The organism is Pseudomonas sp. D3-27, assembly GCF_051132165.1.
In the GTDB taxonomy this organism is placed as follows: domain Bacteria; phylum Pseudomonadota; class Gammaproteobacteria; order Pseudomonadales; family Pseudomonadaceae; genus Aquipseudomonas.
This window is the reverse complement of sequence record NZ_CP071667.1, coordinates 5,488,360-5,500,815: the sequence shown is the minus strand read 5'-3', so window position 1 is coordinate 5,500,815 and position 12,456 is coordinate 5,488,360. Positions and strand designations below refer to the sequence as shown.

Annotated in this window: 9 protein-coding genes; 8 read left to right on the top strand and 1 reads right to left on the bottom strand. The window is 62.4% G+C overall.

Going from position 1 to position 12,456, the window contains the following annotated elements; all coding sequences use genetic code 11:
• The first annotated feature begins 211 nt into the window (after positions 1 to 211).
• The 4 genes from pgaA to pgaD are packed head-to-tail and all read left to right on the top strand — an operon-like array spanning position 212 to position 6,562.
• Entirely contained in the window at positions 212 to 2,695 is a 2,484-nt protein-coding gene (pgaA, locus tag J3P92_RS24600; protein ID WP_434649389.1) for a poly-beta-1,6 N-acetyl-D-glucosamine export porin PgaA, read from the top strand.
• Between the two features lie 12 nt (positions 2,696 to 2,707).
• The gene (gene pgaB, locus J3P92_RS24595) at positions 2,708 to 4,705 is read left to right on the top strand and encodes a poly-beta-1,6-N-acetyl-D-glucosamine N-deacetylase PgaB (protein ID WP_434649386.1); all 1,998 of its coding nucleotides are present in this window, start codon (positions 2,708 to 2,710) and stop codon (positions 4,703 to 4,705) included.
• A 1-nt stretch (position 4,706) separates the two neighbouring features.
• Positions 4,707 to 6,062: a poly-beta-1,6-N-acetyl-D-glucosamine synthase gene (pgaC, locus tag J3P92_RS24590; protein ID WP_420767740.1), complete on the top strand. Its 1,356-nt coding sequence runs from the start codon at positions 4,707 to 4,709 to the stop codon at positions 6,060 to 6,062.
• On the top strand, positions 6,059 to 6,562 hold the full coding sequence (gene pgaD, locus J3P92_RS24585; protein WP_420767741.1) for a poly-beta-1,6-N-acetyl-D-glucosamine biosynthesis protein PgaD: 504 nt from the start codon (positions 6,059 to 6,061) through the stop codon (positions 6,560 to 6,562). Before pgaC ends, pgaD begins: the two co-directional genes overlap by 4 nt.
• Positions 6,563 to 6,632: 70 nt before the next feature.
• Here pgaD and J3P92_RS24580 read toward each other — a convergent pair whose 3' ends face one another.
• Complete coding sequence (locus J3P92_RS24580) at positions 6,633 to 8,165, bottom strand: FAD-dependent oxidoreductase (RefSeq protein ID WP_434649384.1); 1,533 nt, start codon at positions 8,163 to 8,165, stop codon at positions 6,633 to 6,635.
• A gap of 140 nt (positions 8,166 to 8,305) precedes the next feature.
• Here J3P92_RS24580 and J3P92_RS24575 point away from each other — a divergent pair, with 140 nt between their 5' ends.
• The 4 genes from J3P92_RS24575 to J3P92_RS24560 all read left to right on the top strand — a co-directional run bounded on the left by J3P92_RS24575 (position 8,306) and on the right by J3P92_RS24560 (position 12,449).
• On the top strand, positions 8,306 to 8,863 hold the full coding sequence (locus J3P92_RS24575) for a YbhB/YbcL family Raf kinase inhibitor-like protein (protein WP_420767743.1): 558 nt from the start codon (positions 8,306 to 8,308) through the stop codon (positions 8,861 to 8,863).
• Positions 8,864 to 8,996: 133 nt separating this feature from the next.
• Positions 8,997 to 9,170, top strand: a complete 174-nt coding sequence (locus J3P92_RS24570) for a hypothetical protein (RefSeq protein ID WP_420767744.1) — start codon at positions 8,997 to 8,999, stop codon at positions 9,168 to 9,170.
• 37 nt (positions 9,171 to 9,207) lie between these two features.
• Positions 9,208 to 10,521: an MFS transporter gene (locus J3P92_RS24565; RefSeq protein WP_420767745.1), complete on the top strand. Its 1,314-nt coding sequence runs from the start codon at positions 9,208 to 9,210 to the stop codon at positions 10,519 to 10,521.
• Positions 10,522 to 10,772: 251 nt separating this feature from the next.
• A complete protein-coding gene (locus J3P92_RS24560; protein WP_434649382.1) occupies positions 10,773 to 12,449 on the top strand; it encodes a vWA domain-containing protein in 1,677 nt (558 codons plus the stop codon).
• Positions 12,450 to 12,456 lie beyond the last annotated feature (7 nt).

Below are 12,456 nucleotides of genomic sequence, written 5' to 3'. Positions count from 1 at the left end.
CCCTGCGCACGAGCCGGTTTTTTTTTCTCTTTGAAAACTTCGGCGCTGAAATCTGCATGGATTCTGAAGAATTATGGCGTTCCGAAAAATCACCCTTCGCGCGATGCCAGACTTAGCCCGTTAGAGCTTGGCTGGGTTCCTTTGACCCGGCCTCCTGTTTGATGGGCAAGGGGGCACTGCGACCCGGCTGGCCATGTAAGGATGCTGACGAATGCCGCGTACTGTGGGTCCCTTTATTCGATTCGGTTTGCGCCCGTTGTTTCGCGTCGCGCTGTGCAGCCAGTTGTGCTTGCCGCTGGCGGCGTTTGCCGATGCCGCCTATGACCAAATGGTGCTTGATGCCCGTTCGGGCGATTACACGCCCGCACTGGCCGTGTTGCGCCAAGTTCCGGCGGGGCAGGCCAGTACCGCGCAAATCAGCGATCACTTGCAGATCGCCAGCTGGGCTGGTCTCGATGCCGAGGTGGTGAAGGTCTACGAAACCCAAGGCCGTTACCGCGAGTTACCGGTCCAGGCGCTGACCGCAGCGGCCCGCTCCTATCGCAACCTCCAGCGTTGGGATCCGGCGATTGAGCTGTATCGTCGAGCCCTGGCCATCGAACCACGAAATGCGGACCTGCAACTGGGCCTGGCCCTGACCCAGGCCGACGCCGGCAAACCCGACGAAGCCGTCAGCCGTGCCAAGGTCCTGGTTGCCGCCAAGCCCGAAGATCCGGTGCGCCGGTTGGCGTTGGGCTATGCACTGACGCGCGCTGACAATCCCCACGAAGCCCTGTTCCAATACGATCAAGCCTTCATCCGTGCCGGTAGCAACAAGCCTGAAGTCGCGCGCGAATACATTCATGCGCTGCAGCGTGCCAGGTTGCCTGAACCGGCGTTGCGCCTGGCCCGTCTTCAGCCTGGGCTGATCGACCGCGGCGTGCAGCGCCGGCTTGAAGGCGATGTGGCGGCTGAACGGGTGCGTCTGGCGGATATGGCCAGCCGCAGCGAAAAGGAGCGCTTTGTCATCGCTGACCGCGCGTTGGCCGATTACGACAAACTGCTCGCCACCTGGACGCCAGTGGCCGAGGCCCATGAGGACGTGCTGCGGTGGCGAATCGACCGCATGGGAGCCCTCAACGCCCGCGCTCGCCGGGCAGAGGTGATCGCCGAATACCAGAAGCTGGTCGCTGAAGGTATCAGCATTCCGACTTATGCCTTGCGCTGGGTGGCCTCTTCTTATCTTGAGCAACGTGAGCCGGAAATAGCCGTCGAGCTGTACCGCCGTGTACTGACCGCGCCGGATGCCGACCCTGCGGACCGTTTCGAAGACAGCACCGCGCTCTACTACGCCTTGCTGGAAAGCGAAAAGTCCGAAGAGGCCCGCGCGCTGGCCGAAGATCTGGCTAAATCACAGCCGTCTCGGGTGGAGCTCAAGGGATTGCCAATCGGTAACCCCAACGACGAGTGGATGGATGCGCAGATGCTTGCCGCTCAAGCAGGCACTTATGGCGCTGACCTGCCCTCCGCCGAAACGCGTCTGGAAAGTCTCATCTACCAAGCCCCTGGCCACATCGGCCTGCGCCTGGCCCAGGCCGACCTGTATCAAGCCCGTGACTGGCCGCGGCGTTCAGAAAGCCTGCTCAAGGAAATCGAGACCACGACACCGCGCAATCGCGACCTGGAAGTCGCCCAGGCTCGCGCGGCGATGGACCTGCAGGAATGGCGGCAGATGGACGCGCTTACCGACGACGTGGTCGCCCGTTATCCGGAGAATGCCCACGTCAAACGCCTGCAACGTCAGCGTGACGTTCATGACATGGCTGAATTGCGCATCGAAGCCTACACCGGCAAAAGCTACGGCGGTGGCAACGGCGATGCCGGCGCGGTGACGGGTAGCCGGGACTTTGGTATCGAAACGTTGCTCTACAGCCCGCCCATTGACGAAGACTGGCGGCTATTCGGCGGTGCCGGCTACGCCACTGGCGACTTTGAGGAAGGCACCGGCCATCATCGTTGGCAGCGCTTGGGCGTGGAGCGGCGTACCCGCGACATGACTCTGGAAGCGGAAGTCTCCAACCACTCGTACGGCTCCGGTGACAAACAAGGCGCGCGCGTGGCCGTGGCCCGGGACATCAACGATCACTGGCAGTACGGCGGCAGCCTGGATTACCTCTCGGCCGAGACACCGTTGCGAGCTCTCAACAGCGGTATTCGCGCCAATGGCGGGAGCGGTTTCGTCCGCTGGCGCGCCAATGAAAGCCGCGAATGGCGGCTGGCTGTGAGCCCGTCCCATTTCAGTGACGGCAACAATCGCCTGGAGACCCTGCTGACCGGCCGCGAGGGCATCTACAGCGCCCCACGCCTGCAGGTGGAGCTGGGACTGGAAGTGGGTGCCAGCCGCAACAGCGGTTCCGAAGAAGTGCCGTACTTCAATCCGAAGTCGGACTTCAGCGTCATGCCGACCGTGAGCGCCAATCACGTGCTGTACCGCCGTTACGAAACCACTTGGAGCCAGCAATTCCAAGTCGGCGCTGGCACCTACAGCCAGCGCGACTACAACACCGGTGCCATGGGGTTGCTCGGCTACGGCCAACGCTTGCTCTGGAACGATGTGCTCGAAGCCGGGGCCGCGCTGAGCTGGCTCAACCGCCCTTACGACGGCGATCGTGAAAGCGATCTGCGCCTGCTTGTCGATCTCACCTACCGCTTCTAGAAGAGTTTGAAAATGCCCGTCATTTCGCGATTCATCCTTCTGCTGGGAGTCTTGCTGATCAGCGCTTGTGCCCAGCAAGCCCCGGCGTTCGCGCCACCTTCGCAACGGCCGGTCGCGGCGAACGATGCCCCGTGGCCGAAAAACCATGTGCTGGGTATTGCCTACCATGATGTCGAAGACCGCGACCCCGACCAGGGCCTGGTAGCCGTGCGCACTGAGCGCCTGATTGAACAGCTGGCCTGGCTGCGTGAAAACAATTACCAGGCGGTCACGGTCGACCAGATCATCGCTGCCCGCAACGGCGGACCGCAACTGCCGCCGCGTGCGGTGTTGCTGAGTTTCGACGATGGCTACTCAAGCTTCTATACGCGCGTCATGCCGATCTTGCGAGCCTACAACTGGCCGGCAATCCTGGCCCCGGTCGGCAGTTGGGTCGACACGCCGATGAACCAGAATGTGGATTTCGCCGGTGTGCCGCGCAAGCGTTCCGAGTTCCTCACGTGGGAGCAGATTCGCGAGATTTCGAAATCGGGCCTGGTGGAAATCGCGGCCCACACCGACGCCAACCACAAAGGCGTGCTCGCCAATCCCCAAGGAAACCAACAGCCGGCGGCAACTACCCGGCTCTATGATGCCGTGACCGATCGCTATGAGAGCGAGGCCGATTTCCAGGCGCGTATGCGCAAAGACGTGGCGGCTATTTCAGACAAGATCCGCAAGGTGGTCGGCTACAGCCCGCGTGTCTGGGTGTGGCCTTACGGCGAGGCCGACGGCACCGCATTGCAAGTGATCGGCAGCCAGGGTTACCAGATGGCCCTGACCCTGGAAGATGGCCTCGACAGCCTCGATAACCTGATGAGTGGACCGCGCTTCCTGGTCGCATCCGATCCGGATGGTGCTCACTTCGCCGAAAGTATCGCGTCAGTGCAGACGATCGACCCGATGCGGGTGGTCCACGTCGACCTGGATTACGTCTACGATTCTGACCCCGTGCAGCAGGAGGCCAACGTCGGCAAACTGGTCCAGCGCATCTATGACCTGGGCGCCAACACGGTGTTCTTGCAAGCGTTCGCCGATCCAAAAGGCGATGGTCTGGTCCACTCGCTGTACTTTCCTAACCGCCACCTGCCGGTGCGCGCCGATCTGTTCGACCGCGTTGCATGGCAATTGCGCACCCGGGCCAACGTCAAGGTCTATGCGTGGATGCCGGTACTCAGTTTTGCCCTGGATTCGAAGTTGCCGCGCGTGCAGCGCTGGGATCCGGAGACCGGCAAGACGGGCGTCGCCCCAGACCAATATGTACGCCTGTCGCCGTTCGACCCGAACGTGCGAAAGATCATCGGCGAGATCTACGAGGACATGGCGCGGATGAGCTCGGTGGACGGCGTTCTTTATCATGACGATGCCGTATTCTCCGACTTCGAGGACGCCGGCCCCGCCGCGATGAAAGTGTACGCCGCCCATGGCTTGCCGCAATCGATCGCTGCCCTGCGCGATGACCCTGCCGCCATGCAGCGTTGGACTCGCTTCAAGAGCCGCTACCTGATCGACTTCACCGCCGAGCTCACCGCCAAGGTCCGGGCGATACGTGGCCCGCAGGTGCGCACGGCGCGCAACATCTTTGCCGAACCGATGCTCAACCCGGAAAGCGAAGCCTGGTTCGCCCAGAACCTTGACGATTTCCTCGCCGCCTACGACTGGACGGCGCCGATGGCCATGCCCCTGATGGAAAAACAGACCCGCGAACAGTCGGGGCCCTGGCTGGAGCGATTGGTGGAAACCATCAAGGCTCGCCCCGGTGCACTCAAGCGCACGGTGTTCGAACTGCAAGCCCGTGATTGGCACAGCAAGCCAGTGGCAGACATCGAGGGCGAACAACTGGCCGACTGGATGGGGCGCCTCAAGCGCCAGGGCGTGACCAGTTTCGGCTACTACCCGGACAATTTCATCGAAGACCAGCCCGCCGTGAAAGCCGTGCGGCCGGCGCTCTCCAACAAGTGGAATCCTTGACATGCTTGACAGACTGCTCGCCGTCCTGGTGCTGGCGATCGTCCTTGGGGTGCCCCTGGGCCTGATCTTCCTGGTTACCGGGCAATTCCTGATGGACTTCGTGTTCTTCTACCCGCTGTTCATGTCCGGCCTGTGGATCGCTGGAGGCCTGTATTTCTGGCTACACTGGGAGCGTCACTGGCCGTGGAAGGACGACACGTTGCCGCCGCCCCTGGCCGGCGAGCCGCTGATCAGCATCCTGGTCCCGTGCTTCAACGAAGGCGACAACGTTGCCGACACGATTCACGCAGCGCTGGGCCAGCATTATCCGAACATTGAAGTCATCGCCATCAACGACGGCTCCAAGGACAACACCGCCGAGGTGCTCGATCGACTGGCCGTCGAAGACCCGCGCTTGCGCGTGCTGCACCTGGCGGAAAACCAGGGCAAGGCCGTGGCCCTGCGTATGGGCGCCATCGCCGCACGCAGTGAATACCTGGTGTGTATCGACGGCGACGCGCTGTTGGCGCCCAACACCTGCGCCTACCTGGTAGCGCCGATGCTGGACAACGCCCGCCTTGGCGCGGTGACCGGCAACCCGCGCATCCGCACCCGTTCGACGTTGGTGGGCCGGGTCCAGGTCGGCGAGTTTTCCTCGATCATCGGTTTGATCAAGCGCACCCAGCGGGTTTTCGGGCGGATCTTTACCGTGTCCGGCGTAATCGTCGCGTTCCGTCGCACGGCCCTGCACCGGGTCGGCTACTGGAGCCCGGACATGATCACCGAGGACATCGACATCAGCTGGAAGCTGCAACTGGACCACTGGAGCATTTTCTACGAGCCACGCGCCCTGTGCTGGATCCTCATGCCCGAAACCTTGCGGGGCCTGTGGCGGCAGCGGCTGCGTTGGGCCCAGGGTGGCGCCGAGGTGCTATTCAAGAACATCCGCGGCATCTGGCAATACCGTCACCGCTACCTGTGGCCGCTGCTGTTCGAATACTGCCTGTCCACCGGTTGGGCGTTCACCTTCCTGCTGTCAGTGATCTTCTGGGGAGCCGGTAAATTCGTCGAGATGCCAGCCGCCATCGCCGTGGATCACTTGATGCCGCCGGCTTTCACCGGCCTGTTGCTGGCGGTGGTGTGCCTGATGCAATTCGCGGTGAGCATTCTGATCGACCGTCGCTACGAAAAGGGCCTGTGGCACATCATGTTCTGGGTGGTCTGGTACCCCCTGGTGTTCTGGCTGATCAGTTTGTTCACCACGCTGGTGAGTTTCCCCAAGGTGCTGTTCGGACAGCATCAGAAGCGCGCGCGATGGATCAGCCCGGATCGCGGGATCAAACCGTTCGATGACGAAGAAGAGGAAGTGATCCGATGAAAATTATCAGGACCCGCCAGCGGCCTTTTCTGGTGATCATCGACGTGCTCTTTACGGTACTGGCGTGGGTTGGACTGTTGTACCTGCTGGTGAACGGTCTGTGGCCGCTGTTTGACAGCCACGCGGGCCCGCGTCTGGGCGGTTCATTGTTCGACACCCTGGGGACGTTGCAGATCTACGGCTGGATCGCGTTGGTCAACGCAATCATCCTGATCAGCTGGGCGCGCTATCAACAGCGCAAGAGCCGTAGCTTCGCCCAGCGTAGGCTGCCAAGGCCCGCAGTGGACGACCAGGGGCTGAGTGCCAGTTTCAAATTGACTGGCGAACGTCTGGAAACGCTGCGCCAGCCAGGTTCGAAGATCATCCATAACAATCAGGACGGCGATATCAGCCACGTCGTGCCGCATTTCCACTTGTTGGGCCCGGACTTGCAACCGCCGCCCCTGGCGCCGCTGGAGCGACCGCAGATCATTCATCTGCCGGCGGATCATTCGGCGTAAGCGCAGCGGTGCTGCTTCATTGTGGGAGCAAGCTCGCTCCCACAGGCTTTGTGGCGTCTGCAAAGACAAGCTACATCGAAAAATCCCGGACCAGCCGCCAAGCTTCATCCACAGGCAGCGGTTGTTTCATGCGCTGGGCAAGTGCCGCCATCGCCCGGCCTTCATCGCAGGCCACGACCGCCACGACCAGGCCGTCCTTGCCGAGCAGCGCGATAAAGGGCGGATGCTCGGGCGTGCCCTTGAATTGCACTTCGTCCCATTCCTCGGCATCGCCCAGATAGTCGTAGCGTTTGCCGAAGTGATAGGTCCAGAAGAACGGCACGTCCAGGTAATGTTCTTCACCACCGAGCATGTTCGTCGCGGCGATGCGGGCCTGTTGCTGGGCCAGCCGCCAATGTTCGATGCGCTGGGGCTGGCCGTTGAGGGGGAAGGTCGCGATATCACCCACGGCCCAGACGCCGTCGGCCACGCGCATGCCGTCGTCGACAATCAACGATTGGTCTTTCTCCCGTGGCAGGTTGGCGAACGGCTCCGTGGCCGGGCGCACGCCGACGCCGACGATGACCAGGTCCGCCTCAAAGCGTTGGCCGTTATCCAGCACCACGGCGTGTACTTTGCCCATACCCTCGATCCGCGCTGCTTCGCCGTCGGTGTGATACACCACGCCATTGGCCCGGTGCCGAGCCAGGATCGCCTTGCCGATACTGTCGCCGAACTGCGCCGCGAACGGCACTGGGTGACGAGCCAGGACGGTGACGCTGAGTTCGCGTTTGCGCAGGGAGGAGGCGACCTCCATGGCAATGAAACTGTCGCCGATGATCACCGCTCGTTGCCCCGGCTGCGCATGTTCGAGAATCCGCCGTGTATCGGCCAAGGAGCGCAGCATCAGGATTTGCGGCAAGTCGATACCGGGCAGATCCAGCGTCTTGGGTTCGCCGCCAGTGGCAATCAACAGGGCGTCGTAAGCCAGTGATTGACCGTCGGCGAGGCGGATCCGACGCGCATTGACATCAAGGCCGGTCACTTGGCCGTGGCGCCGTTCGATGCGTTGTTGGCTGAAATAAGTTTCATCGCGCAGAGGCGGAGTTTCGTCCGCAGCCATGTCGCCAGCCAGTACATATTTGCTCAACACCGTCCGGTCGTAGCCGGCCTCGGCCTCGCGGTCGATCAGCTGGATCCGGCCGCCGAAACCCTTCTCGCGCAACGCCGCCGCGCATGCCGTGCCCGCCGCGCCGGCGCCGACGATGACAAACGTGCGCGGGTCATCGGCGGGGGGGACTTTTTCGGCCGGCAGTGGTTGGTCATCGACCCAGACTTCTTCGCCTCGCACCTCGACGTGGTAACGCTCCAGGCTGTCGAGGGCCGGCGGCTCGCACAGGGCGCCGTCTTCAGCGCGAAACGCGGCTTTGTGCCAGGGGCAGATCAGCCTTCCGTGGCATACGGCGCCCTTGGCCAAAGGCGCCCCGGCGTGCGGGCACTTGCCTTGGAACGCCCGCACTTGCCCTCCAGCCCGTAACAGCAGGATGGGCGCGTCGTTGAGGGTGACTTCGAGGCCGCGGTCTTCTCGCACATCAGCGAGGCGGGCGACTTGATGCATCGGCATGGTCGTTCTCCGGCAGGCGTTTCCCGTTGGAGTCGAGGGATTGGAACGAGGTTCAGCGTAATTGTCACTGCAACCGGGGCGGCGCTGCGGCTATAGTTCGCAGGCCGTCGTTGGCCTGAACCGCATTCAAGGTGCCCGGTATGACCCGATTGACTTCCTTTTCCTCCTGGCTCGCGGCCGTCACCCTCGTGCTGTGCGCACAGGGAGTCCAGGCCGAAGAGCGTTTCACCCTGAGCATTCCCGGCGTGTCGGACGACCGCCTCTTCACCGCAGCGGCCGCCAGCGACGCCAACCAATGTGGCGGCAAGAATATTTCCCCGGCCCTGAGCTGGAATGCCGGCCCGCCTGGCACCCTCAGCTACGCCATCGTCATGCTCGACCCCGACGGCCAGCGTGGACAAGGCGTAGATCATTGGGTCCATTATGGAATCAAGGCCAGCACCCGACAGATTCCGACAGGCGCGGGCACCAAATCCACGCTTGAGGGCATGAGCGGCATCAACAGCAAAAACACCCACGGCTACATCGGACCGTGCCCGCCCGTGGGTGACAGCGCCCACCATTACCTGATCCAGATTTTCGCCCTGGACCTGCCGCCCGACGCCCTGCCTGCCGGCCTCACACGGGCCCAATTGATGGAAAAACTCAAGGGCCACGTCCTGCGCAACAGCAGCGTGGTGCGCCGCTATCACCGTTGACCGGGCCTCGGCTCCGGGCGAGCAAGCATGCACCCGCGGGGTTGCCCGGCGGCCCCAATCGTCACGTAAGTTGGCATCGCGCGCCAAAAACGAGCACTATCGAGCCCCTGTTCATTCATGCCGGAGGATGGCGATGACGCAGAAAACCGACGGCATCGCCCGCCTCAAGAATTGCCCCACCAAGGGCGACGAAATACGCCGGGCCATCGCCCAGAGCCGCAAGGATTTCTTGCCAGCTGACGAGGCCGCGGACGCCGAGCCAGGCCAATCGTCGGTGCAGCCCGCGGACAAGGGGCCCGCTGCCTGAACCGTCGCCTTCTTCCAATTCTTTTTCAAACTTGCCTATGACTGCCACCACTCATTTGCCAGACGCCCGGTTCAACCGATCCGACTACAGGACCCTGGGCCTCGCCGCCCTTGGCGGTGCGCTGGAAATCTACGATTTCATCATTTTTGTCTTCTTCGCCCTGACCCTCAGCCAGCTGTTTTTCCCACCGGAAATGCCCGAGTGGCTGCGCTTGCTGCAAAGCTTCGGAATTTTCGCCACCGGCTACCTGGCACGGCCGTTGGGCGGGATTCTCATGGCGCACTTTGCCGATCGCCTGGGGCGCAAGCGGGTGTTCAGCCTCAGCATTCTCATGATGGCGTTGCCCTGCCTGCTCATCGGCGTGATGCCGACGTACGCGCAAATCGGTTATTTCGCCCCGTTGCTGTTGCTGGCGCTGCGTATCCTGCAAGGCGCGGCGGTCGGCGGGGAAGTGCCCAGCGCCTGGGTCTTCGTCGCTGAACATGCGCCACTGAAACATCGAGGTTATGCCTTGGGCTTTCTCCAGGCGGGCCTGACCTTCGGTTATCTGCTTGGCGCCCTGACCGCCACGGCGCTGGCGCGGATTTATACCCCGGCGGAAATCCTTGACTACGCGTGGCGCCTGCCATTCCTGCTGGGCGGGGTATTCGGTGTGATTGGCGTCTGGCTGCGCCGCTGGCTGAGCGAAACGCCGATCTTCATGGCGCTGCAAGCCAATCGCGAAGGCGCGGCGGAATTGCCGCTGCGCACGGTCCTGCGCGACCATCGCCACGCCTTGCTGCCCGCCGCGATTCTCACCTGCGTGCTGACCTCTGCTGTGGTGGTATTTGTGGTCATCACCCCGACCGTGATGCAGAAGAGCTTCGGCCTGACCCCTGGCCACACTTTCGCCCTGAGCAGCCTCGGCATCGTTTTCCTGAACATCGGCTGCGTCCTGGCCGGCCTCATCGTCGACCGCATCGGCGCCTGGCGCACGGTGATGCTGTATAGCCTGCTGCTGCCCGTGGGCATCGCCGTGCTCTTCGCCAGCCTGATCAGCGGCAGCGCGTGGCTGGGCCTGGCCTACGCTATCGCCGGCTTGGGTTGCGGTGTAGTCGGCGCGGTGCCTTCGGTGATGGTGAGCCTGTTTCCGGCAAAAATCCGTGTATCTGGCATCTCGTTTACCTACAACATCGCCTACGCGCTGTGGGCGAGCATCACGCCGTTGGTGCTGATTGCTTTGGTGCCGTGGAGTCCTTGGGTGTGCGTGGGGTACTGCGTAGTGATGGGCGCGCTGGGCGTCGGCGCGGCGGCTTATTTTCCGAAACGGCACACGAAGTCTGTCCAGCCCTCGCTGGTGTGCGAATCGTGAGTTAGCGGACGGTGTGCCGACTCAACGGTGCTCGCTTAAACCATTGCGATGGCACGGATCTGCGCCGAGTAACGTCGGTGGTGGACTGAAGGAAACCGTCGTGGCGGTAACCTGAGGGAAAATCGCAAAGGCATCAGGGGCTAAGGAAGGGCTGCGAGCAGTCAGGAAATTATTTCCAAGCGATTAACCCGAACCACGCAGGCCTTACGTCTGACCTTGTGAACGAATCATCCATCCACGAGGTTCAGCCCATGTCCCGTCCACTGTCTTTTATGCGTCCTGGCGCCCAGGGTTTTGCTGTCACCATGCTGGTGACCTTGGCCGGTTGTGGGTTGTCTTCGTCTCACGAAGCGGCCAAGTCAGCCGAGCCGGTGGCCGTGGCGCCCAGTGTTGTACCGCAAGGCGAGATCGCCGAAGTGCGCCAGTCGACGGCCAAGCGCATGCTCATGAAACCGGCACCAATGCCTGCCCCAAGCGTGGCGAACGATGCCGTCGCCGCGGGTTACCGCGCCGAGTCGCGCGAGCAGTACGAAAAGCTGCCGGACAATCCCATCCATAGCGTTGCCGAAACGCCGGTCTCGACCTTCAGCGTGGATGTCGATACCGGCAGCTATGCCAATGTGCGACGTCTGCTCAACCAAGGCAGCCTGCCGCCCGAGGGCGCCGTGCGCTTGGAGGAGATGGTCAACTACTTCTCTTACCATTACGCCTTGCCCACCGATGGTTCGCCGTTTGGCGTGACTACCGAAGTCGCGCCGTCGCCATGGAATCCTCATACCCGTCTGTTGCGCATCGGCATCAAGGCATCCGACCGCGCCGTGGCGGAGCTGGCCCCGGCCAATCTGGTGTTCCTGGTGGACGTGTCCGGTTCCATGGACCGTCGTGAAGGGCTGCCGCTGGTCAAAAGCACGTTGAAACTGCTGGTGGATCAATTGCGCGATCAGGACCGCGTATCGCTGGTGGTTTATGCCGGCGAATCCCGCGTGGTGCTCAAGCCCACTCCGGGCAGCGACAAAGTGAAGATCCGCAACGCCATCGATCAGCTGAACGCTGGCGGTTCAACCGCGGGGGCCTCGGGCATCGAACTGGCCTATCAAATGGCCCGGGAAAGCTTCATCGACAAGGGCATCAACCGCATCCTGCTGGCCACCGACGGTGACTTCAACGTCGGCATCAGTGATTTCGACAGCCTCAAGCAGATGGCGGTGGATCAGCGTAAAAGTGGTGTATCCCTGACAACGCTGGGCTTTGGCGTGGATAACTACAACGAACACCTGATGGAGCAATTGGCTGACGCCGGCGATGGTAACTACGCCTACATCGACAACTTGCTCGAAGCCCGCAAGGTCCTGGTGGATCAGCTCAGTTCGACGCTTGCGGTAGTGGCGCGGGACGTGAAGTTGCAGGTGGAGTTCAACCCGGCCCAGGTCAGCGAATATCGTTTGCTGGGTTATGAAAACCGCGCATTGAAACGTGAGGATTTCAACAATGACAAAGTCGACGCGGGCGAGATTGGCGCAGGGCACACGGTGACGGCGTTGTACGAAGTTGTTCCGAAGGGGGAGAAGGGCTGGCTGGAGCCGCTGCGTTATGGCAACGCATCGAAGTCGGATGGCAAGGCCGGCGAACTGGCCATGTTGCGTGTACGCTACAAACCGGCCGAGGGCGGCAACAGTCGCTTGATCGAGCATCCAATCGCCAGCGCGCAAAGCGAAAAACAACCCAGCGATGACCTGCGCTTCGCGGCGTCCGTGGCGGCCTTCGCCCAGCAACTCAAGGGCGATGGACGCTACACAGGCGCGATGAGCCTGAAGGACACCGCACAACTGGCGAGGTCGGCCCGTGGCGATGACCCGTTCGGGTTGCGCGCCGAGTTTGTGCAGTTGGTGGAGCTTGCGCAGAGCCTTGAACCTGCGGCCAGGCGCTGATCCCGAG